A 22,513-nucleotide genomic window follows, 5' to 3' on the forward strand; every position below is an offset into this window, starting at 1 on the left:
GCGCGTTCAGGACTGGACGGCGGCTTTGCCCAGCACCTGGGCCAGGATCCGCTCACGGATGGTCGCGGCCAGGGCGGCGATCGTCGGCTCCTCGAAGAGGTCCCGGGGGGTCACCTCGACGACGAAGGCGCTGCGCATCCTGGCGACGATGCGCAGGCTGTTGATGGAGTCGCCGCCGAGGGTGAAGTAGTCGTCCTCGACGCCGACCCGCTCGATGCCCAGCACCTCCGACCAGATCCGGGCCAGCGCCTCCTCGGTCGGGTCGCTCGGGGCGACGTACGCGGTGCCGGCGCCGTCCCGGCGGGTCGGGGCGGGCAGCGCGGAGCGGTCGAGCTTGCCGTTGTGGTTGAGCGGCATCCGGTTCAGCCGGACGATCGCGGTCGGGATCATGTAGTCGGGCAGGGTGGCGCCGAGGTGGTCGCGCAGCTCCTCCGCGGTCGGCGCCGGCCGACCGGGCCGGGCCACGAAGTAGGCGACCAACCGCTTGTTGCCCCTGTCGTCCGGCCACACCGAGACGGTGGTCTCGGCCACCGCGTCGTGCCGCAGCAGCACGCTCTCGATCTCGCCGGGCTCCACCCGGAAGCCGCGGACCTTGACCTGGTGGTCGGTGCGCCCGACGAAGTCCAGAGTGCCGTCCGGGCGCCACCGCACCACGTCGCCGGTCCGGTACAGCCGGGAGCCTGGCGGGCCGAACGGGTCGGCGACGAACCGCTCGGCGGTCTTCGCCGGGTTCTCGACGTAACCGCGCGCGATGCCCACACCGCCGACGTACAGCTCTCCGGGCACGCCGATCGGCACCGGGGACAGCCTGTCGTCGAGGATGTACGCCCTGGTGTTGGCGAGCGGCGCGCCCAGCGGCACGCTGCGGTAGCCGGCGCACTGCTCGACCTCGAAGAGGCTCACGGTGACGCCCGCCTCGGTCGGCCCGTAGTTGTTGATCACCCGGTGGTCGCGGGCCCACGCCTCGGCCACCTCGGGCACGACCACGTCACCGCCGACCCGGACGGTGTCCATGCCGGGCAGGGAGTCCGGGTCGAGCGAGGACAGCACGCTGATCGGGATGGATGCGGTGGTGACCCTGCCCGCGAGCATGTGCTGGACCAGGTAGGCACCGTTGCGCGCGACGTCAGGGGGCGCCACCACCATGGTGCCGCCGGCCGCCCAGGTGGTGAACAGGTCCTGCACCCCGGTGTCGAAGCTCATCGAGCACAGCTGGAACACCCGGCTGTCCGGCGTGAGCCCGTACGGTCCGACCACCGCGGTCACGGTGTTGTGGAGCGAGCGGTGCTCGACCATGACGCCCTTGGGCCGGCCGGTCGAGCCCGACGTGTAGACGACGTAGGCGAGGTCGCGGGGGCTGCCCGGCGCCTGGGGGTCGGTGTCCGGGTACTTGGCGACGGCCTCCCGGTCCCGGTCCAGGAAGACCAGCTCCGCGTCGGCCTCGGGGAACCTGCCGATGTTGTGCTCGTGGGCCAGCACCACCGGCGGGCGGGTCTCGGCCAGCGTGATGGCCAGCCGCTCCGCCGGATAGTCCGGGTCCAGCGGGACGTACGCGCCGCCCGCCTTGAGGATGCCGAGGATGGCGACGAACAGGTCCAGGCTCCGCTCGACCGCGATGCCCACCAGCACGTCGCTGCCGACGCCCCGCTCGATGAGGTGGTGGGCCAACCGGTTCGCCCGCGCGTTCAGCTCGCCGTAGGTCAGCCGCTGGTCGTCGAGCTCCACCGCGACGGCGTCCGGGCGCAACCGCGCCTGCTCGACGACCAGTTCGTGCATCCGGCGCTCGACGCGGGGGCCGGCGGGCACCTGCGCCGTGACCCTCCGGTACTCGGCGGGCGAGAGGGCCGGCAGCTCGCCGACGGTCCGCCCAGGGCCGTCGGCGAACGCCTCCAGGAGCGTCCGCAGGTGGTCCGCCATCCGGCGCACGGTGTCCGTTTCGAACAGTGCCGGGTCGAAGTGCAGCCGCACGGTGACCCGGTCACCGGGGAGCACCACGACGCCGAGCGCGGCGCCCGAGCCCACCTCGGTGTCGAAGTGGCGCAGTTCCAGGCCGTGCGCGGTGAAGTCCCGCTCGTCGAACGGGAAGTTCTCGAAGACGATGATGCTGTCGAACAGGTTGTCCCCGGCGGACAGTCCGCTCCACGACTGGGCCTGGGTCAGCGACACGGTCTCGAAGTCCCGGGCGCGGGCCTGCTCCGCCTGGAGCCCGGCCAGCCAGGACACCAGGTCCTGGTCGGGGTCCACGTGCACGCGGGCCGGCAGCGTGTTGACCAGCATGCCGATGATCGAGTCGACGCCCGCCAGCTCCGGTGTCCGGCCGGACACCGTGGCGCCGAAGCAGACGTCCCGGCCACCGCCGTAGCGCGACAGCAGCAGCGCCCACGCCCCCAGGAGGAGGGTGCTGGTGGTCAGCTTGGTCCGCTTGGCGGTCTCCGCGAGCCGGGCGCCCAGCTCGGGGGCGATGTCCACCTCCACCGTCCCGGTCGTCCGCGGCCGGTGGTCCGGCGCGACCGCGCGGTCGTAGGGCAGCCGGGTCGGCGCGGAGACGTCGCCGAGCACGCCGCGCCAGTAGGACTCCGCCTCCGCGTGGTCCTGCCGGTCCAGCCACCGCAGGTAGTCCCGGAACGGCGTCCTGGGCCGCGGCCGCGGTCCCCCGCCGTCGCGCAGCCGCGCGTAGCCGGCGGCCACCTCGGTGAGCAGTTCGGCGCCGCTCCACCCGTCCATCACGATGTGGTGCATCGACCACAGCACCCGGACGCTGGTGTCGGTGAGTCGGATGACCGTGACCCTGGCCAGCGGTGCGGCGGCGAGGTCCACCCCGGCCGCCCGGTCCGCGGCGCGCAGCGCGTCCCACCGCTCCCGGCGCTCGGCCTCCACCAGCTCCCGCCAGTCGTGGTGGGTGACGGGCAGTACGGCCGCGGCGCGCACCACCTGCACCGGGTGGCTGACGTCCGTCCAGACCACGGCGGTGCGCAGGATGGGCAGCCGGTCCGCCACCGACTGCCAGGCCCGGCCGAGCAGTTCGGGGTCGCCGACGTGGTCGAGCACCAGGTCGAACTGGATCAGGTGCAGGCCGGTGTCCCCGGTCATCAGCGCGTCGAAGAGCATCCCGCTCTGCATCGGGGTCAGCGGGTAGACGTCCTCGACGGCGCCGCCCGCGGCGAGGAGTTCGGTCTCGGCCGCGGTGAGTTCGACGAGCGGGCGGTCCGCCGGGGTGTCACCGGCCACGCCGTCCAGCCGGGTCGCGACCTCGGCCAGTTCCGCGATGGTCGGGGTGAGGAAGAGGTCCTTGGCGGTCAGCCCGATCCCGTGCGGCCGGGCCCGGGTGACCACCTTGATGGCCAGGACGGAGTCTCCGCCGGCCTCGAAGAAGTCGTCGGTCACGCCGACCCGATCGACGCCGAAGACCTCGGCCCACACCCCGGCCAGCAGCCGCTCGGTCTCCGTCCGCGGCGCGACGTGCTCCGTGCTGGACAGCAGGTCGAGTTCGGGCGCGGGCAACGCGCGGCGATCGACCTTGCCGGAGTTCGACAGGGGCAGCGCGTCCAGCGGGACGAACCAGGACGGCACCTGGTAGCCCGGCAGCCGTGCGGACAGCGCCTGGCGCCAGGGCGCCGGGTCGGCGGCCTGGCCGTCCTCCGACACCACGTAGGCGACCAGGTGCCGGGTGCCGCGCGTCTCGTGCACGACGACCGCGGCGTCGGTGACGCCGTCCAGCGCGGTGAGTGCCGCCTCGATCTCGCCGATCTCGATCCGGAAGCCGCGGATCTTGACCTGGTTGTCGGCTCGGCGCAGGTAGTCCATCGTCCCGTCGGCTCGCCAGCGGACGACGTCGCCGGTGCGGTACAGCCGTCCGCCCGTGCCGAAGGGATCCGCCACGAACCGCTCGGCGGTCAGCGACGGCCGGCCGAAGTAGCCGCGTGCAAGGCCGTCACCCGCGACGTACAGCTCGCCCGGCGCGCCGACCGGAACCGGGCGCAGCCACGCGTCGAGCACGTACAGCCGGGTGTTGTCGACCGGCCCGCCGATCGGCACCGCGCGCGAGCGCACCTGCTCCAGGGACAGCTCCTGGAAGTTGGTGTAGGTGGTGGCCTCGGTCGGGCCGTAGGCGTTGACGACCACCGTGCCGGGGCAGTGGGTGATCACCCGCTCCAGCCCCTCCGGGGACGGCGCCTCGCCGCCGGTGATCACGGTCGCCGCGCCCGCGAAGCAGTCGGGCGCCTCCTCGGCGAACAGGCGCAGCAGCGCGGAGGTGAGGAACACCGCCGTCACCCCGTGCCGGGTGATCAGCTCCCGGACGAGGGCGGGCGTCGGCTCCTGCGTCGCGATGACCATCTCGCCGCCGGTCAGCAGCGGCACCCACAGCTCGTAGGTCGAGGCGTCGAAGGCGTGCGGGGAGTGGAACAGGATGCGCCGGTGCGCCGCCTCGCGCCACCGGTGGTCCCAGGCCAGGGCGAGCACGTCGGCGTGGGTGATCCCGACGCCCTTCGGGATGCCGGTGGAGCCGGAGGTGAACATGATGTACGCGAGCTGCCGGGAGTCCGGAGCCCGCTCGGGGTCGTGGGCGGGCCGGCCGGCGGTCGTGGCCGGGTCGTCGACCACGAGCACCGGCAGGTCGGCCGCGGTGGCCCTGGCGGCCGTCGCCCGGTCCGTCAGCAGCAGTTCGGCGCCGACATCGGCCAGCACGAGGCGGACCCGGTCCTCGGGGTAGGCGGCGTGCAGCGGCACGTAGACGCCGCCGGCCTTCAGCACGGCCAGGATGGACACGACCGCGTGCTCCGACCGGTCCAGCAGGATCCCGACCCGCGACTCGACGGTCACGCCCTCGGCGAGCAGGCGGTGGGCGAGCCGGTTGGCCCGGTCGTTCAGCTCGGCGTACGTGAGCCGGTCCTCGCCGAACAGCACGGCCGTCCGGTCCGGGGCGAGCCGCGCCTGCTCGGCGAAGACGTCCGGCAGGCTGCGGTGCGCGGGGAACTCCCGGGTGGTGTCGTTCCAGTCGAGGAGCACCTGGCGCAGCTCGTCCCCGGGCATCAGCCCCAGTTCGGACAGCGGCCGCCCCGGGCCGGCCACCACGCCCTCCACCAGGGTTCGGAACGCCGCGGCGAGCCGTTCGACGGTCGCCGGGTCGAGCACCCCGGGGTCGTGGTCGACGCACACCTCCAGCCCGCCGTCCGCTTCGGCGAAGCGCAGTACGGCGTCGGCGACGGCGAACTCACCGGGCAGCGCGGCGCGCACGGTGCCGCAGACCTCGCCGAGGAGGTGCTCGAACGGGAGTGCGCCGTCCACGGTCACGTGCAGCGGGACCGCCGCGCCGTCGTCCTGCCCGGACCGGCCGCGGACGGTCGCGGTCACCTCGTCCTCTCCCGCGTAGACCGCCACGAGCACCTGGCCGACGGCGGCCAGCGCGCCGAGCAGCGTGCCGCCAACCGGTGCGGCGAGCCGTTCCAGGCCCGACTCGAGCGCGCCGTCCAGCGTGAACCGGTGCGTCGCCACTGCCCCGGTGGGCGTCTCCGGTCGCGGACGGTCCACGGGGAAGCGGGTCACCACATGGTCGACGGCCGGGTCCGACGCCGGTCCTGCTCCCGGGAACCCTTCGTGGCTCACGTGCGGCCTCCCTCTCCGGTCTTGGGCAGCGCTTCCACGGCGGAAGCCGTACCTGATCGCCAAGTCTCCCCAGGGGGTCACGCCCCAGCTACGCACTTGACGGAAGAGCGAAACAGGCCGGTCAGCAGGCATTTTGACGCCGAGACGGCCCCCCGTACGGAGCGGCGGCGATCACGCCGGAACGGGAGTTCCCGGAACGCCGACGGCGCCGCCGGATGCCCGGCGGCGCCGTCGGCGTGGCGCGGCGGCCTCAGCCGCCCGCGGGTCGGCTCACTCGCGGCCGCCGATCGCGTCGACCGGCGCGGGCCGCATGGCGAACCGGGTGGCTGTCGCGATCGAACCCCAGGAGAGCGCGACGGTGATCGCCACGATCGCGATGAGGCCGAGCGGGGAGACGCTGGGGACCGGCGACCTGGTCAGCCCGAGGCTGATGCCGATCAGCGGCGGGGCCGTCGCCAACAGACCGAACAGCAGCGCCGAGAACACCACGATCCGAGCCTCGCCGTTCATCATCCGGCGGACCTGGTCCCGGCTGGCTCCGATGAGCCGCAGCATGGCGAACTCGCGGACCCGCGCCGCCGTCGACATCACGAGGGTGTTCACCACGGCGATGGCGATGTAGCCCAGCAGCACGGTCTGGAAGAGCAGGTTGAGCGCCCAGTCGCCCGAGCCGCCGGAGCCGGGCGCGACGTCGAGCGCGTCCTGGGAGCCAATCTTGACCGTCGGGTAGCGCTCGGCGACGCCGTGCAGGGCGCCGGCCAGTGCCTTCTGGTCGGTCCCGGCCGCGGACCTGACCAGCACCGCGGCGTCGGTCCGTCCGGTGGTGTGGGCGACCACGAGGTCGTTGGGCAGGGTGACGTCCCCGAAGCCCAGGCCCCGTTCGTAGACCGCCACCACCGTCGGCTTGATCTCCGTGCCGTCGCCGAGCCGTAGGTCGATCGTCTTGCCGCGCTCGGCCCCGACGGTCTCCGCGACCACACGACTCAACGCCACCGTCTCGCCCTTGAGTTCCGCGGTGTCACCCTCGATCACCCCGAGGTCCATGGTCTCCGGGAGCCGGTCGGGCGTGACGCCCTGGGCAGGGTAGACCTTGGTCGCGGTGCTGTCCTCGGACGGGAAGGTCAGCAGCACCTGCGTCCGCGCCACCGGCGTCACCACCGCGACCCCCGGCAGGGCGCGCACGGCGTCCACGACCTCCGGGGACACCCCGGCGCCCGAGGAGGCGGTCAGCACGTGGTCGGCCCGCATGCCGTCGGCGAGTTGGTCCTGCGAGGCCGCGAGCGTGGTGGAGGCGCCGAAGACCTGCACGGCGGCCAGGGTCACGCCCATGGCCAGCGGGGTGGCGGCCGTGCTGAGCCGGCGCGAGTTGGCCCGCGCGTTGGCCTGGGCGAGGAAGCCGTACGCCTTGGCCTGACTGTTCAGGCTCCGCCCGAACAGCGCGATGGCGCCCCGGAACAGCAGCGGTCCGATGCAGCCCACCGCCACCACGAACAGCAGGACCGCGCTCGCCGCCGTGTCGGCGGCCGAATCCCCCGACACCGCCACGTTGTTGAGGGTCAGCAGCAGCCCCAGCGGGATCAGCAGGAGGCCGATGACCACCCGGACCCGGCCGAGCTTCTTGGGCTCGATGGCGGCGTCCCCGAGCGCCTCGACCGGACTGATCCTGGCGACCCTGCGCGCGACCATCCAGCCACCGAGCCGGGCGCTGACCATGCACAGCACCAGCGCGGCGAGCACGGGCGTCAGGCCGACGTCCATCCGGAAGTCCGGGGGCATCGCGCCGGCCAGGATGAACACCTCGCGCATCACGAACGCGAGGACGATGCCGGGGATCGCGCCGACGAGCCCGCCCGCCCCCGACACCAGGGTCATCTCGGCGCCGATCATCGAGTGGATCTGCCGGGGCGTCGCGCCGATGGCGCGCAGCAGGGCCAGTTCGCGCCGGCGCTGCTGCACCGACAGCGCGAGGGTGCTCGCCACCACGAACACCACGATCAGCACCATGGTGCCGCCGAAGGACGCCGACGACTCGACCACCAGGCTGCGGGCGTCGCCCACGTCCAGGAACTCCACGTCGCCGCGTTCGGCGCCGGTGTGGGCCTCAAGGCCCGGCACGGCGGAGGTGATGCGCTTGGCCAGCTGGTCGGGGGTGGTGTCGGGCGCGCCCATCACGCCGATGGCGTCGACCCGGTCCGGACGGCCCGTCAGCTTGGTGGCCTGCTCGTCGGTGAAGAACACCGCGGACTGCCGGGCCAGCCCGCCTGCGGGCGGGTCGGCGACGCCCACCACGTGGTAGGACGACGCGATCGACCCGACCACGAGCCGTACCGTCGAGCCGGCCGACAGGTGGGCCCGCGAGGCGAGTCCGGCGTCGAGCACCACCTCGTCGGCCGCGGTGGGCGCACGGCCCGTGCCCACCGCGAACGGCCCGAGCGCCGCGCCCGACCAGCCGTGCCCGAACACCGGGAAGCCGTCCGGGCCGCCCACCGCGTCGCCGTTCGGGGCCATCACGCTGAGCTGGACGTTCACGTCGCCGACGGCGGACTTCACCCCGGGTACGGCGGCGACGGCGGCGACCTTGTCGGCGGGCAGCGTGACGCGCTCGCTGTAGCGGACCTCGGAGCTCTCGTCCAGCCAGTACGACTGCTCCGCGCTGAGGACGACCGAGGTGCCCGAGTAACGTTCGGGGGTCACGCCGGTGCTGAGTCCGGACATCAGGAGGATCCCGCAGGCGGTGATCACCGCCGAGCCCGCGGCGATCGCGACGAAGGAGCCGGCGAACCCGCCCTTGCGTCCCTTGATCGTGCTCCACGCCAGTGACAGGTCCTTGCGGTGCGGCACCACGATGCGGACCAGCCGGCGGATGCGGCGGATCACCATTCCCCCAGGTGCGTCATGCGGGACGCGACCTGCTCCGGGGTCGGCTGGTGCAGCTCGCCCGCGAACCGGCCGTCGGCCAGGAACAGGACCGAGTCGGCGTACGAGGCGGCGACCGGGTCGTGGGTGACCATCAACACCGTCTGCCCCATGTAGTCGACGATGTGCCGCAGCAGTTCCAGGACCTGCTTGCTGGACCGGGAGTCCAGCGCTCCGGTCGGCTCGTCCGCGACCACCGCGTCGGGGTGGGTGATCAGCGCGCGGGCGACCGCGACCCGCTGCTGCTGGCCGCCGGAGAGTTCGCTCGGCCGCCGCTTGCGGTGCTCGCCGAGGCCGACCGCGGTGAGCACCTCGTGCAGGAACGCCTCGTCGGTCCTGCGGTCCGCGAGCCGCAGCGGCAGGGTGACGTTCTCCTCCACGGTCAGCGAGCCCAGCAGGTTGTAGGCCTGGAAGATGAAGCCGATCCGCTCCCGGCGCACCTCAGTGAGCTGGACCTCGTCGAGGCGCGACAGTTCGACGTCGCCCAGCCACACCGAGCCCGAGGTCGGACGGTCCAGCCCCGCCGCGCAATTGAGGAAGGTGCTTTTACCGGAACCGGAAGGTCCCATTACGGCCGTGAAGGTGCCTCGCCGCAGTTCGATGCTCACTGCGTCCAACGCCTGCACCGGACTTCTCGTCGACCCGTACACTTTGGACACCGCATCTAAGCGAATCGACCAGTCATCGGTTGTGGTGTGCGACGCGTAGTGAGACATGCCGGGGAGCCTACCCAGGCCGCGCCGGGCCCCGCCACCCGTCTCGGAATCGGGGACCAGCGAAAGGAATTCCGTGGAGGCATGGTGAAAAAGCCATTCCTCGGACGCTTTCCGGGTAGTCGGTGCACCCACGCCCGAAGCATTCGCCACCGGTCGGGATTTCCCGTCAGAATGCTGTTGACCGGCGGCCTCAGCGGAACGCGAATCCGAGCAGGTCGAGCCCGGGCGCGGTGGTGATCGGTTCCGGGACCAGTTTGTCCTTGTGGACGAACCGCTTCAGGTAGCCGGCGCCCTCGGTGCCGCCTGACCCCGCCATCCCGGGCAGGTAGCGCCGACCGAACCCGTAGTGCCTGCCGCGCCAGGTCAGCAGTGTGCGTTCGACCTCGGCGAGCGCCTCGGTCAGCCCCGGATCGCTCGCCTCCATCACCGCGTCGCGCAACGGACGCACCGAACGCAGCGGCGGCACGGTCAGCTCGTGCAGATGCTCGAACTTCGCGTACGCCTCGACCTTGCGGGCGTCGTACCCGTACAGCACCAGTTCCATCAGGTGGTAGTTCAACGACTGGACGGCGCTGGCCTCGCCGGTCGCGTCACGGAAGGTCAGGAACAGCTCGGGAGTAAGGGTCTGCAGTACGTGGAAGATGTGGTTGGGCAGTTCCGCGTAGCGGACCAACTGCGCCGTCAGCGCGTACGCCTGGCTGTCGGAGCGCCCGATCGACATCCTCGCCCGCACGGCGAGGTAGCGGATCAGGTAGAAGGCCAACTCGCAGGCCTGAACCGAGCGCAGGAAGATGTGCTCGTGGTGGTCGGTCGACGCGCGGAAGCCGGAGCAGCGGGTCAGCACGGACGCCTGCCAGCGCGCCAGCTCGTCGTCGCGCACCCGGGCGGTGATCTCGGCCGCCGTCGTGCCGCCGGTGTCCACCGGCAGTCGGCCGACCTGCTCGCGCAGTGCGGCCAGTCTGCGTAACCGCTCCTCGGTGTGGTCCACGGCCTCGGTGAGCCCGGGAGCGGCGCGCCGCTCGACCGCCTCCAGGTCGGCCAGCGTCGCCTCCATGGCCAGGAGGGCGCCGGCCAGCGGCTCGGTCGGGTGCAGGTCGAGGAACCAGGAGTAGACGTGCAGGTTGGCGTAGCGGTAGTACTGGGGTATGGGTTCCCGGCTGAACGACCGGGTGAGCAGCCGCATCACCTCGCTCGCGGCGGTCTGTTCGGCGTACGCCTCCTCGTAGAGCTTGGCCAGCAGCTCGCGTTCGCCGTCGGTCAGGGCCTGTCGGCCCACCTTCTGCTGGAGCTCGGCGATCTCGTTGCATCGTCCCGAAAACTGCAGGGACGCCGGTGCGGTTTCCATCTGCCCTCCAGGGCTGCGCTCAGGACCGCGGGTCGCCGCCGACCCGCGGCACGACGTTCCATTTCTCGGTCCTCACCTCTTGAGGCCGATGACCAACTGCTTGTCCTGGGTGGACCGGTGCACCTCGCAGTCGACGAAGCCCGCGCTCTCCAGCAGGCCGACGTACTCGGCCGCGGTCCGGTGCCGGCCCTTCGCCTCGACGTGCATCGACAGGTTCATCACCGCGGTGGGCAGCGGCCCGCGACGGTCGTCGTCGAACAGGCGGTCCATGATCAGGACCCGGCCGCCGGGGGCGCACGCGCGGTGCGCCTTGCGCAGCAGCTCCAGGCCGGCCTCGTCGGTCCAGCCGGAGAGGATGTAGCCGAAGGCGACGCACTCGGTCGGCGGGAACTCGTCGCGGTGGAAGTCCCCTGCGGCGAAGTCCAACCTGCCCTGAAGGCCGAACCGTTCGACCGTGTCGGCCACGTACGGGGCTACCTCGGGCAGTTCGAACACCGTGGCGCGCAGACCGGGGGTGGCCTCCAGCGCGGCCACGCAGAACGGGCCGCTCGCGCCGCCGACGTCCACCAGGTGCCGGACGTTCCCGAGCCCGGCCATCGGCACCAGTTCGCGGGAGACGTCGTAGGTGAGCTGCCACATGGCGGCCAGGAACTCCTCGGTGAGCTTCGGAGTCTTGTACATGACCTCGAACGGAGCGGGCAGGGCGGCGTCGACGGACGCCTTCCCGTCCGTCAGGTAGCCGTCGAGCTGGGGCAGCCGGCCGACGGTGCTGCCCATCACGTGGCTGAGGAAGCCGCCGACGGAACGCGGGCTGCTGGGGTCGAGGAACGGCGCCATCTCCGCGGAGACGCGGTACGCACCGTGTTCGTTCCGCTCGATGACCCCGAAGGCGTCGAGGAGGACCAGCACCCGGTCGAGGGTCTCCTCATCGAGCCCCAGTTCGCTGGCGATCTTGCCGGTGGGCGCCTCCCGGGTGACGAGGAACCCGAAGACACCGTGCTTGGCCGCCAGGTGGACCGCGTTCGTCGCATATACGCCGTACACCGCTTTTTCCAACGCGCTGGGCAACATCACTGAATCTCCACATCATCTCCGTGGGCGGTCACACAGTCGCGGAAGGAGCCGATTCGTCGCCGTTCTTTTCGATTCCGCGGAACGAGGCTAGGAGCGGGCCGCGAGCGCACTCAAGGAAGTTGCCTTGTCATTCAAGGACCGACGCGGGCGCTGCCCCGACCAGGGCCGATGCGATTCCCTTGCGCGAATGGCGGGTTGGTAAAAGGAGTTTTACTCCTGCGGAAAGCAGGGGTTTCGGTGCAAACGCCGCCGGTCGCCTTCGCCAAGTCCTGACGTGACGTCATCTACGCTCTCACAAGCGGAGGTTCACCATCCGAGTGGCCACCCGGCCAGGACGAACGGATGAGTGCCCACTGGACGCCGTGACTGCCCTCTACGTGCACCGTAGGTCCCTGTCAATGCCAAGGATGAGTGATGATCATTACGTACTGAAATCCCCACCGTCGGCCTATTGTTTTGATAAGTAGCGGTCAACTGGGGCCGCTGCTTGGGAGCCGGCTCGGATCGGCTTGGGACGTGACCAGGGGTGTCGCGGGTTGTTCCCCGCACACACTTCGGCCGTCGGGCGCGTGCCGTAGCCCGACGGGCCGTGGTTCACGAGCCGAGGTGCCGGCCCATCAGCACGACGTGTGTGGGAGACGGGGACTTGAGAATCCACTTCACGGTTGACGATCTCGCTCAATTAAGTATGATTGCAAGTTTAGGTCCTGTCATCGAAGGCGCATTCGCGCTGAAACAGTTCGGTCGGCAGGGCAGCGCCTCCTTCTACGGATGGCGCAAAGGCGTCCGGGAGCAGCTCGGCACCCGGGTCGCCGAAGTCGAACAGCTCGCCGACCGGTACGACGTGCACGAGTTGCTGCCGCTGCTCAGGCTGCACTCGGGCGGCAACCAGGACCTCATCGGCGACGAACGGACCCGTCAGCGCGTACGGGCGACCGTCTTCGAGTTCTGCCAGGTTGCCGTGCTGCCGCACTGGCGGCAGATGCGCAGCCACATGGCCACGGTGCGCGACGCCTGCGGCCGGATCGGCATCGCCAACGGCATGCACGCCCTGCTGGACAACCTCCACCCGAAGCTGAACTGGAAGCCTCCTGTCCTGGAGGTGGCAGGGGAACCGGACCGCGACGTGTACCTCGACGGGCGCGGTCTCGTGCTGTGCCCGTCGCTGTTCCTGGCCGGCAAGGCGTGCATGGTGCTGGAGGACGTCCAGGAGATCGGGGTCCCTGTCCTGATCTTCTCGGTACCCGTGGACGCGGCGGCCGAGACCGAGTTCTGGGGCCAGAACGAGGGTGGCGAGCAGGCGCTGAGCGCCCTGGTCGGACACACCCGCGCGGCCGCGCTCCAGATGCTCTCGGAGAGCTGCACCACGGGCGAGCTCTCCCAGCGGCTGAACATCTCACTGGCCGGCGCCAGCAAGCACGCCACGGTGCTCCGCAAGGCGGGACTGGTGACGACGGCCCGCAAGCGCAACACGGCGCTGCACTCGCTGACGCCGCTGGGCGTGGCGCTGTTGCGGCAGCGGCACGCCCCCAAGGCGTCGTGAGCGCTGCGCGACCCCGGCACGCCCTGACGCAGCCGCCGGTCGAGCTCGTGGACCGGCCACAACCACGAAGGGAAGACGATGAGCACCAACCCGTTCGAGAACCCTGACGGCACCTACCTCGTCCTGGTCAACGACGAGGGCCAGCACTCCCTCTGGCCGTCCTTCGCCGAGACGCCCGCGGGCTGGACGGTCGCCCTGCCGGAGACCGACCGGCAGGCGGCCCTCGACTACGTCGAGGCGAACTGGACCGACATGCGGCCGAGAAGCCTCGCGGAGGCCATGGGCCGGTAGTCCCGGACTCCCCCGACCACGGGCCGCACGAGCCCGGCGACGCAGAACAGTGCCCCCGGACGGGCGGGGGCAGGACTTCGGAAGAGTCCTGCCCCCGGTCCGGGGGCACATCTGCTGGGCGCGGCAGGGCCCGGTATACCTAGCGATACCGGTTTCCTACAACCAGGACTACAGCGCGAGCCCACCGTGCGGTGCTTCACTGGGAACCACACCACACCACGCCGGATCTCCGGTGGTCGGTCGTCACCCCCGTACGACCGACCGGTCGTGCGTTCCCCAACGGCACGGGGAACACGCGGAGGCCGGCCCGTGCGCGGTCATCGCCGTCGATGACCCGCACGGACCGGCCTCCCGGTCGACCAGCGATCCGTGGTCCGGACGCCCGGACCACGGACCGTCGTTCAGACCACGGACCAGGACGAGTACGTCCGCAGTCCGTAGAGCAGCGGCGACCGGTCGGCCGCCACCGGGTTCCGCACCCGGTACACCTCGCCGAACACCACGGTGTGGTCGCCGACGTCGACCGTCCGGCTGATCCGGCAGTCGGCGACCGCGTGGGCGTCGTCGGACAGGTGCGGGCCCGCCGCCTCCTGATCGGCCGACCAGCGCGCCAGGTCGAACCGGTGGGGGGTTCCGGAGGCGAACAGGTCCGCCGCCGCCCTGGCGTGGGCGTGCAGCAGGTTCACCGCGAAGGTGGAGCGGCGCAGCATCGCCGCCAGGGTGGGGCTGCCCCCGCGGAGGCACACCAGCAGGGTCGCCGGCTCCACCGCGACACTGCACACCGACGAACAGGTCATCCCCCACGGTCGTCCGTCGAGGTCCGACGTGGTCACGATGGCCACGCCGCTGGGGAACGTCGACATCAGGGAGCGGAACTGTGCGGGAGCGACCGCCGTCACCGTGGCGGAGCCCCCTGCGACGCCGCCCGCAACTGCGGAGTCCTCCATGGTCACTTGCCTCCTTCCACTGCCAGGGCCGCCACTCTCCAGCGGCGCGCCGCACCTCGTTCGAGCAGGGAGTAGCACGGTCCGGTCATCGCCGTGGTCACCAGCGCCATGATCACCAGCGCGAGGAACACCGGCGCGGTGAGGATCCCGGCGTTGTAACCGGCCTGGAGCACCACCAGTTCGGTCAGGCCCCGGGTGTTGACCAGCACTCCGACGCGGATCGCGTCGGAGGCCGGCGCACCGCCGAGCCTGGCCCCGAGGTAGCCGCCCCCCATCTTTCCGATGACGCCGAGGACCGGGGCGAGCAGGATCACGAACCACGGCATCGTGTCGAACTGCCCGGAGAACACGTTGACTCCGGTGACCACGAAGAACACCGGCACCAGCGGCTGTCCGATCCGGGAGACCGTGCTCACCGCGCCGTGCCAGCCGTCGGGCGGGATGGCGAGGCCGACCAGCAGGGCACCGAAGATCTCGGTCACCCCCTCCTCCTGGAACGCCCAGGAACCCAGCAGGCCGGCCGCCCCGATCAGCACGACCGTGAGCCGGCCGTAGCGGTCCCGGAACGCCGTCACGGCGGTGGTGCGCAGCAGCCGCGAGAGGCAGAACATCACCAGCAGCCCGGCGGCGACCACCAGGAGGAGCCGCGGCACACCGCCCGTCCCGCCCGCGGCCAGGCCGAGCGCCAGCGCGAGCAGCACCCAGGCGATCACGTCGATGATCACCGACACCGTCATCGAGAGCTTGCCGACCGGGGTGTCGAACAGCTTCTGCTCCTCCAGGATGCGGGCGAGAACCGGCACGGCGGTCACCGACAGCGAGACCGCGAGCAGCAGCACGAGCGCCGACGTGGGCGCGGTGCCGCGCAGCGCGGGATCCGCCAGCACCGCCGCCGCGAACACGCAGCCGGTCACGAGCGGGATCACCAGGGATCCCGCGGTGGTCCAGCCGATCAGCCGGCCCCGGGCCGGTACGGTCGTGCGGCGCAGCTCGTGCGCGATCCCGATCAGGAACAGCACCAGCCCGACGTGCCCGATGTCGCGCAGCCAGCCGACCGTCTCCTTGGGGAGCAGGGCCTGCTTGCCGCCGAGGAGGATCAGGACGGGGCCGATCGCGAGCCCGAAGGCGATCTCCGCGATGACGGTGGGCTGCCCCAGCCGGCGGCTGATCGCGCGGCCGACGTACGCGACCAGGAGCACGGCCAGCAGCGCGAGCACCACGTGGCCGGTCCCGGCGGCGAACTCGGCGACGTTCATCGCGCCGAGCCCGCCTTGCGCCGCTCCGGCGGAAGGCCGTGCAGGTGGGCGAAGTACGCGTACTGGCTGGGCAGCTTCTCCACCAGCGCCGCCGCCTGGTCGGCGACCAGCCGGAACTCCCGGTCCGCCGCGGCGCCGTCGAGCTTGCCCAGCACGGGCAGCGGCTGCACCGGCAGCCCGCCCAAGCCGAGGATGATCGCGCGGTAGGAGTACGACTCGAAGCCGTGGTAGTGCGGGTAGATCGAGTCCTGGTCGGGCAGCTTGACCTTCCACTGCTCCAGGCGCTCGGCCAGCCCGTCCGGGATCTCCCGGGTCTTGGTGTCCTTCCAGTACTGGTTGTCGGCGCGGCCCGAGGCGTACCAGTGCAGCACCATGAACTCGCGCAGCCCGTCCATCACGTGCGCGGCCTGCTTGTTGTAGGCCTCCCGCAGGTGCGAGTCGGTGTCCTCGTTGCCGACCGGGAAGTTCTTGACCAACTGCTCGATGCCGTTCTGGATGATGAAGATGCCGGTGGACTCCAGCGGCTCCACGAACCCGTTGGACAGGCCGATCGCCACGCAGTTCTTCACCCACGCCCGGGCGCTGCGGCCGATCCGCATCCGGATGTGGTTGGCGGTGGCGTTCTCCGCCACCGGGCCGACGAACTCGCGCAGCGTGCGCTCGGCTTCCTCCGGGGTGCTGTACTCGCTGGCGTACACGTAGCCGGTGCCGAGCCGCTGGAACAGCGGGATGGTCCAGATCCAGCCCGCGTCCTTGGCGGTCGCGGTGGTGGCCGGGCGCATGCCGTGCTCGGCCATGTCCACCGGCACGCGCAGCGCCACCGCGCTGTCGTTGGGCAGGTGCTTCTGGAACGAGATGAACGGCTCCTTGAGCGCGTGGTTCACCAGCAGGCTGCGGAAGCCCGTGCAGTCCACGAAGAGGTCGCCGTGGAGCTCGCCGTTCTCGCGGGTGCGGACGTGGTCGATCTCGCCCCGGTCGTTCAGCTCGACGTCCACCACGTCGTCGAGCACGTGCTTCACCCCGCGCTCCACGCCGAAGCGGGTCAGGAACTTGGACAGCAGTGTCGCGTCGAAGTGGTACGCGTAGGGGAACTGGGTGTTCTGCTCGGTCAGCGTGGTGCGGTACTCCTCACCGCGCTCGAAGGTGCTGTCGAACAGCGAGCCGTCCAGGTAACGCGGCGAGCTCTCCGCGTCGCACAGCGAGGCGATCAGGAAGGAGTCCCGGTCGAACCGCTCGGTCGGCTTCTTGTGCGCCCACCAGTCGGTGAGGGCGAAGCCGTCGACGACCCGGTTGCGCTCGAACGGGTGGTAGAAGACGTGCTCCGGGTCCTCGCGCCATCCCTCGAAGCGGACCGCCAGCTTGTAGGTGGCGTGGCACTCCGGCATCCACTCGCGCTCGTCCACGCCAAGGTAGTTGAAGAAGTGCCGGATGGTGCTGAAGGTGGCTTCGCCCACGCCGATCGCCGGCACGTTCTTCGACTCGACCAGGGTGACCGCCACCCGGTCGCCGAACGCCACCTTCAGGTAGGTCGCCGTCATCCAGCCCGCAGTACCGCCACCGACGATCACCACGCTGTCAACCATGTAGGCCCCTTTGTCGATTGCTGACGAAGCTGTCTGTTCGAGAGCCTCTCGGAACCGTCGGCGCGCAGCCATCTCCTTGACCGACAGGTGAAATTGGGCCGTCAGCGGGTGGGGACGGGGCTGGAGCGGGGTTGCCCGGTCAGGACCGCAGGTAGGTCAGCACGGCCAGCACCCGGCGGTGGCCGTCCCCCTCGGACAGCCCGAGTTTCAGGAAGATGCTGCCGATGTTCTTGGCCACCGTGGGCTGGCTGACGTTCAGCGCCTCCGCGATGGCGGCGTTCGTCCGTCCCTCGGCCATCAGCCCCAGCACGTCCCGCTCGCGCGAACTGAGCAGCCCAAGCGGCTCGTTCAACTGCCGGCGCCGCAGCAGCTGCCGGACCACCTCCTGGTCGATGACCGTGCCGCCCGTGGCCACGGTCTCGATCGCGCCCAGGAACTCGGCCACCCCACCGATCCGGTCCTTGAGCAGGTAGCCGAGGCCGCCGCGGGAGTGCGCGCCGGACTCCAGCAGCTCGCAGGCGTAGGCCGTCGCCGCGTACTGGGTGAGCACCAGGACCGCCAACTCCGGGTAGCGGTCGCGTAGTTCCATCGCCGACCGCAGGCCGTCGTCGTTGTAGTCCGGCGGCATCCGCACATCGGTCACCACGATGTCCGGCCGGTGCTCCTCGACCGCCTCGATCAGTTCGCGGGCGTCGCCGACCGCTGCCACGGTCTCGTGCCCGAACCGCTCCAGCAGTTCGACCAGTCCTTCCCGCAGCAGGACGGCGTCCTCGGCGAGCACTATGCGCAATCGGGCGTTCGCCACGGCAGCTCCACGACTAGTTCGGTTGGTCCGCCGGGCGGGCTGAACAACTTGAGCCGGCCCCCCACCACGGCGACGCGATCGGCGAGGCCCTGCAGCCCACGGCCGTCCTCGGACCGGGCGCCGCCCACGCCGTCGTCGCCGACGCGAAGCACCAGGCGCTCCCCCTCCCGGCAGCCGGTCACCCACGCGGCGCCGGCGCGGCTGTGCTTCACCACGTTGGTGAGCGCCTCCTTCACCGCGAAGTACGCCACCGTCTCCACGGCGGGCACGAGGCGCTGCGCCATGGCGATGTCGACGTGCACCGGCACCGGGCTCCGGTCGGCGACCTCGGCCACCGCGGCCGGAACACCGCGGTCGGTCAGCAGTTGGGGATGGATGCCGCGGATCAACTCCCGCAGGTCGGCCAGCACTCCTTCGGCCTCCCTGCGGGCCTTGGCCACCGACCGCGCGTGGTCGGAGCGCTCCTCCTCCAGCCCGTGCTCCACGATGCCCAGCGTCATGATCAGCCCGACCAGCCGCTGCTGCGCGCCGTCGTGCAGGTCGCGCTCGATCCGCTTGCGCTCGGCCTCGAACGCGTCCGCCAGACGGATCCGCGAGCGGGTCAGCTCCTGGACCCGGGCGGCGATCTCGGACTCCCGCGGTGCCAGCAGCAGACGGACGAAGGACGCCCGGACCGCAGCCAGCACGGTCACCGCGTAGCCGGTCGGCGGGAGCAGGGCGAGGCCTAGGAGCACCACCAGCACCCGGTCCAGCAGGGTGGAGACGTGCCACTGGCCGAAGACGATCAGCGGGCCCAGGTCGACGAAGGGCTCCATGAACGGGGCGGCGATCAGGAGGGCCACGCTCGCCGCCAGCACCACTCCGCCGAAGTCGATCAGCGGCAGCACGAACGTCAGGGCGATCGCGTAGCTGAACTCGCGCCAGGTCGCCGCCTCACCGATGCGCAGCCACAGCCACGCCTTCAGCCCGGGCTCGTCCGGGGCCACGTGGGGATTGCCGACCGGGACGGTGTCCACCATCCGCAGCCGGAAGCGCTCGGCCGCGGCGACCGGCATGCCGATCACCGCGGCCAGGAGCACCACCACCAGCAGCTGGGCGTAGTCGGGCAGGCTGTCGACGAAGAACAGCCCGTTCATCACCGCGCCCACGACCAGGAAGACGACGAGCGCACCGCAGAGCAGGTAGCCGAGCGACCGCCACGGCCAGCCGGAGGTCAGCAACCGGCGCGGCCCGAGGGCCAGTGCCTGTCGGCAGTCCAGCGGGGCGCCTGGGGACGGGCAGGCGCTCGCGGGCGCCCACCGGCCGGCGCTCGGATTCGAGGTCACCACGGCGTGACACCGGTGCAGAGGTCCACGGGCCATAGCCAACACAGGCGGGCGCGGACCCACAAGACCGCCGCGACCTACTTTCCCTCCGCGTCAACCTGGTTGACCGCTGCGGGCGGTTCCTGGTAGCCGCGGTGGGTCAGACGACGACCCGCGACCGGGACTCGGTCGCCGTGAACACCCGGCGCAGGTCCCGGATCAGGTTGACCCGCTTCAACCACCGGTCCGTACCGTCGTACCTCGGGCGGAACGGCTCCCGCCCGTGCACCACGCGGTAGTTGTCGAGGAAGATCGCGTCGCCGGGCTCCAGCGCCACCCGTTCCTGGGCGTCGACCACGTACGTGTACAGCTCGGCGATGGCCTCCCGTGCCTCGCGGTCGTTCTCGTCCGCGGCGCAGGTGTCGTCGAAGTCGATCCGCAGGTACCGCGACTCGCGCGGCCCGAACAGGATCGCGTCCACGTCCACCGCGCCGCTGGAGTGCCCCTGCGGGCCGATGTGTGACTGGTCGGGGCGGTGGTGGAACCGCTTCTCGGAGAGGATCGCGGACAACCGCTCCGGCAGGTCGAGCCGCTCCGCCCGCACCACCGTGGTGCCGATCCGGTCCGGGTTGCGCAGGCAGTAGAGCGCCACGTAGTCGCAGCGGCACTGGTGGAAGGCGTCCTCGGTGTGCAGCGACAGCGGCGCCGTGCTGCTGCCGCTGGTCTCCGAGCGCTCCTTGCCGGGCGCCGGGCAGACGTCGTGCACGATGCGGCCGTTCTGCTGGTCACCCCAGGCGAAGGGCTCGCCGAGCACCGCGCTGCACAGCGTGAGCACGATCTCCTCCCGGGCCCCGGCACCGAGCTTCTCCGCCATGTCCCAGCCGGTCGGCGTCGGTTCGAGGTCCTCCCTCAACGGCAGTCCCGACAGCACCGCCACGTCGGTCTCGTCCGACTGGACCCGCCGGAAGAACTGGCGCACCCGGATGGGCAGCGACTCGGCCACCGCCTTGGCGTGCGGCAGGAACTGGACCGGATCCCACTCGCCGTACTCGGCGAGCACCTCGTCGACCAGCCAGTCGACCTGCCGACGCTCGTTGGGTTCGATGACAAGCCTTTTCACAGAAACCATCCTTCCGCTTCCGCCAGCCGGCGGGACTCGCAGTACCGCGGCGTGCGACCGTCGCCGACGGCCGTGCCCGGTCGAGCCTCGCGAACCCGCCGTCGCACGGCCACGTCTTTGACCGACGGGTGAAATTGGCCCCGGCGCGCATCGCCCTGCCGGTCAGATGCCGACGATCACGGTGTGCCACGGCGTTGCGTACGGCGTCCGGGCTGATCTGTGCGCGCATACCGTCGCGCCCCCGTGCCGCGGCGGCTCCCGGCGCGGCGCCGGCGAGCATGGTGGCGACGGAGAGGATCTTCCTGCGCTGGCGCGGGGCGCTGCCACCGGCGGGGCGGGAGTCGGCGGCCAGTCCGGTCAGGGGATGGTCCGGTTCCCGGGTGGCTACGTCGCGGAGATCCACTCCCGCCGCTGACCGGCCCGACCAGAGCCCACCGGGCCCCACCCCCCTCCCGGCGCTGCACCGCCCGTCCTCACCAGGACCGGCGGTGCAGCGCCATGTGCACGGTGTCGACGACCTGCAGCAGCGCGGCCCGGGCGGTGCCGGTGGGGAAGCGCGCGCCGAGCTGCAGGAAGCCGTGCGGCACCCCCTGGTAGCGCGTCGCCACCACCGGGACGCCGGCCAGCCGCAGCCGGGCGGCGTAGGCCTCACCCTCGTCGCGCAGCACATCGGCCTCGGCGGTGACCACCAGCGCCGGGGGGAGCCCGGCGAGCTGTTCCAGGGTCGCCCGCAGCGGCGCGGCGACGGCCTCCCGTCGCCGGTGCGGCTCCGGCAGGTAGTCGTCCCAGAACCGGCGCATGTGGTCGCGGTGCAGGAAGTACCCGGTCGCGAAGCGGCGGTAGGAGGCGGTGTCGAGGTCCGCGTCGGTCACCGGACACAGCAGCACCTGGTGCGCCAGCCGTACGTCTCCGCGCTCCCGGGCCAGCAGGGTCAGGGCCGCCACCAGATTGGCTCCCGTGGAGTCGCCGACGGCCGCGATCCGGTGTCCCTCCAGCCCGATCTCCCGACCGTGCGCACGGATCCAGCGGGCCGCCGCGTAGCACTGCTCGACGGCCACCGGGTAGCGCACGGCGGGCGCCCGGTCGTACTCCACGGAGACCACGGCGGCGTCGGTGCCCAGCGCGAAGTCCCGGATCAACGGGTCGTAGCAGGCCGCGTCCCCGAGCGACCGGCCCAGACCGGGGAGGAACAGCACCACCGGACTCGGCTCGGCGCCGCCGACGGGCCTGGTCACCTGGACCCGCACCCTCCCGGTCGGCCCGCACGGCAGGGCGAACCACTCCGACGCGGTGCCGTTCGGATCGTCGTCCTCGTACTCCGCCGGGCCGCCGTCGGAGGTGGGGACCACGAGGTCCGGCGGTTCCGGCGCAACCCGGCCGGCTCCGCCGTCCAGGAACTCCGCGAGTTCCCGCTCCAGCACCGGGCGCCGGCCGCACGAGCCGCTCCCGCCCGGGTCGCACGGGCAGCGCCCGGAGAGCATGTCCTCGACCGCTCCCTCGTCGACCGACTCGTCGCTCATCGCTTGCGGTCCCCGCGCCCGGGGACGAGCACGGCGGTGGGCCTGGTGGGAGGCATGACGGGCCTTTCGGTACGGCACCGGACGGAGGGATCAGGAAGCGGTGTTGCGGCCCTCGGTCCGGGTGGCGTAGGCCTGCCACTCGCGGGGCGAGAGGCCGAAGGCGTCGCGGAACGCCCGGCTGAAATGCGAGTGACTGACGAAGCCCCAGCGGTGCGCGACGGCGGAGACACTGGTCTGCCGACGGGACGGGCGCTCCAGCTCCCGGCGGCAGGCGTCCAGCCGTCGCTGCCGCACCCACTGGCCCACGGTCACCCCCTCCTGCTGGAAGAGCTTGTGCAGGTAGCGCACCGAGATGTGCTGCGACCGGGCGATCGACTCGGGCGAGAGGTCCGGATCGGCGAGGTTCTGCTCGATGTGGGTGCGGATCCGCGCCATCAACTCGGTCGCGCCGGTCGAATGCTCCGGGTTCTCCCGTTCGAGCAGGTCGGT

General features: G+C 71.6%; 15 protein-coding genes. 2 read left to right on the top strand and 13 right to left on the bottom strand.

Going from position 1 to position 22,513, the window contains the following annotated elements; translation table 11 throughout:
- Positions 1-6 precede the first annotated feature (6 nt).
- From ACH4J0_RS08110 to ACH4J0_RS08130, 5 genes are all read right to left on the bottom strand, one after another.
- The gene (locus ACH4J0_RS08110; RefSeq protein WP_396237419.1) at positions 7-5,604 is read right to left on the bottom strand and encodes an amino acid adenylation domain-containing protein; all 5,598 of its coding nucleotides are present in this window, start codon (positions 5,602-5,604) and stop codon (positions 7-9) included.
- A 270-nt stretch (positions 5,605-5,874) separates the two neighbouring features.
- A complete protein-coding gene (locus ACH4J0_RS08115; RefSeq protein WP_396237421.1) occupies positions 5,875-8,484 on the bottom strand; it encodes an ABC transporter permease in 2,610 nt (869 codons plus the stop codon).
- Positions 8,478-9,236: an ABC transporter ATP-binding protein gene (locus tag ACH4J0_RS08120; protein WP_396237423.1), complete on the bottom strand. Its 759-nt coding sequence runs from the start codon at positions 9,234-9,236 to the stop codon at positions 8,478-8,480. The genes ACH4J0_RS08115 and ACH4J0_RS08120 overlap by 7 nt, the downstream gene beginning before the upstream one ends.
- 190 nt (positions 9,237-9,426) lie before the next feature.
- Positions 9,427-10,581, bottom strand: coding sequence for a tryptophan 2,3-dioxygenase family protein (locus tag ACH4J0_RS08125; protein ID WP_396237425.1), 1,155 nt, complete (start codon positions 10,579-10,581; stop codon positions 9,427-9,429).
- Between the two features lie 72 nt (positions 10,582-10,653).
- Positions 10,654-11,652, bottom strand: a complete 999-nt coding sequence (locus ACH4J0_RS08130) for a methyltransferase (RefSeq protein ID WP_396237502.1) — start codon at positions 11,650-11,652, stop codon at positions 10,654-10,656.
- 691 nt (positions 11,653-12,343) lie between these two features.
- On the opposite strand from ACH4J0_RS08130, the gene ACH4J0_RS08135 reads away from it, so the two are divergent.
- Positions 12,344-13,198 (top strand): ArsR/SmtB family transcription factor, encoded by an 855-nt coding sequence (locus ACH4J0_RS08135; protein WP_396237427.1) that lies wholly within the window; start codon positions 12,344-12,346, stop codon positions 13,196-13,198.
- Between the two features lie 78 nt (positions 13,199-13,276).
- Positions 13,277-13,489 (top strand): MbtH family protein, encoded by a 213-nt coding sequence (locus tag ACH4J0_RS08140; protein ID WP_396237429.1) that lies wholly within the window; start codon positions 13,277-13,279, stop codon positions 13,487-13,489.
- A 401-nt stretch (positions 13,490-13,890) separates the two neighbouring features.
- Here ACH4J0_RS08140 and ACH4J0_RS08145 read toward each other — a convergent pair whose 3' ends face one another.
- The 8 genes from ACH4J0_RS08145 to ACH4J0_RS08180 form a co-directional block, all read right to left on the bottom strand.
- The gene (locus ACH4J0_RS08145) at positions 13,891-14,436 is read right to left on the bottom strand and encodes a flavin reductase family protein (RefSeq protein ID WP_396237431.1); all 546 of its coding nucleotides are present in this window, start codon (positions 14,434-14,436) and stop codon (positions 13,891-13,893) included.
- Positions 14,437-14,438: 2 nt separating this feature from the next.
- Positions 14,439-15,692 carry a cation:proton antiporter gene (locus tag ACH4J0_RS08150; RefSeq protein WP_396237433.1) on the bottom strand — a complete coding sequence of 418 codons (1,254 nt, stop codon included), beginning with the start codon at positions 15,690-15,692 and terminating at the stop codon, positions 14,439-14,441.
- Positions 15,689-17,275 (bottom strand): tryptophan halogenase family protein, encoded by a 1,587-nt coding sequence (locus ACH4J0_RS08155; RefSeq protein WP_396237435.1) that lies wholly within the window; start codon positions 17,273-17,275, stop codon positions 15,689-15,691. The genes ACH4J0_RS08150 and ACH4J0_RS08155 overlap by 4 nt, the downstream gene beginning before the upstream one ends.
- 139 nt (positions 17,276-17,414) lie before the next feature.
- Positions 17,415-18,080: a response regulator gene (locus ACH4J0_RS08160; RefSeq protein ID WP_396237437.1), complete on the bottom strand. Its 666-nt coding sequence runs from the start codon at positions 18,078-18,080 to the stop codon at positions 17,415-17,417.
- Positions 18,056-19,405, bottom strand: coding sequence for a sensor domain-containing protein (locus tag ACH4J0_RS08165; RefSeq protein ID WP_396237439.1), 1,350 nt, complete (start codon positions 19,403-19,405; stop codon positions 18,056-18,058). The genes ACH4J0_RS08160 and ACH4J0_RS08165 overlap by 25 nt, the downstream gene beginning before the upstream one ends.
- Positions 19,406-19,544: 139 nt before the next feature.
- Positions 19,545-20,504, bottom strand: coding sequence for a TauD/TfdA family dioxygenase (locus ACH4J0_RS08170; protein WP_396237441.1), 960 nt, complete (start codon positions 20,502-20,504; stop codon positions 19,545-19,547).
- A 473-nt stretch (positions 20,505-20,977) separates the two neighbouring features.
- Positions 20,978-22,024, bottom strand: coding sequence for an alpha/beta hydrolase (locus ACH4J0_RS08175; RefSeq protein ID WP_396237443.1), 1,047 nt, complete (start codon positions 22,022-22,024; stop codon positions 20,978-20,980).
- Positions 22,025-22,114: 90 nt separating this feature from the next.
- Positions 22,115-22,513: helix-turn-helix domain-containing protein (locus ACH4J0_RS08180; RefSeq protein WP_396237445.1), on the bottom strand; the 399-nt coding region annotated here is incomplete at its 5' end.

It is taken from the genome of Kitasatospora sp. NPDC017646, from assembly GCF_044329365.1.
Lineage (GTDB): Bacteria > Actinomycetota > Actinomycetes > Streptomycetales > Streptomycetaceae > Kitasatospora.

Coding starts and splice junctions, on each gene's coding strand:
- ACH4J0_RS08150 (WP_396237433.1), bottom strand. CDS start 15,692: ATGAACGTCGCCGAGTTCGCCGCCGGGACCGGCCACGTGGTGCTCGCG.
- ACH4J0_RS08130 (WP_396237502.1), bottom strand. CDS start 11,652: ATGTTGCCCAGCGCGTTGGAAAAAGCGGTGTACGGCGTATATGCGACG.
- ACH4J0_RS08145 (WP_396237431.1), bottom strand. CDS start 14,436: ATGGAGGACTCCGCAGTTGCGGGCGGCGTCGCAGGGGGCTCCGCCACG.
- ACH4J0_RS08140 (WP_396237429.1), top strand. CDS start 13,277: ATGAGCACCAACCCGTTCGAGAACCCTGACGGCACCTACCTCGTCCTG.
- ACH4J0_RS08135 (WP_396237427.1), top strand. CDS start 12,344: ATGATTGCAAGTTTAGGTCCTGTCATCGAAGGCGCATTCGCGCTGAAA.
- ACH4J0_RS08155 (WP_396237435.1), bottom strand. CDS start 17,275: ATGGTTGACAGCGTGGTGATCGTCGGTGGCGGTACTGCGGGCTGGATG.
- ACH4J0_RS08175 (WP_396237443.1), bottom strand. CDS start 22,024: ATGAGCGACGAGTCGGTCGACGAGGGAGCGGTCGAGGACATGCTCTCC.
- ACH4J0_RS08120 (WP_396237423.1), bottom strand. CDS start 9,236: ATGTCTCACTACGCGTCGCACACCACAACCGATGACTGGTCGATTCGC.
- ACH4J0_RS08115 (WP_396237421.1), bottom strand. CDS start 8,484: ATGGTGATCCGCCGCATCCGCCGGCTGGTCCGCATCGTGGTGCCGCAC.
- ACH4J0_RS08125 (WP_396237425.1), bottom strand. CDS start 10,581: ATGGAAACCGCACCGGCGTCCCTGCAGTTTTCGGGACGATGCAACGAG.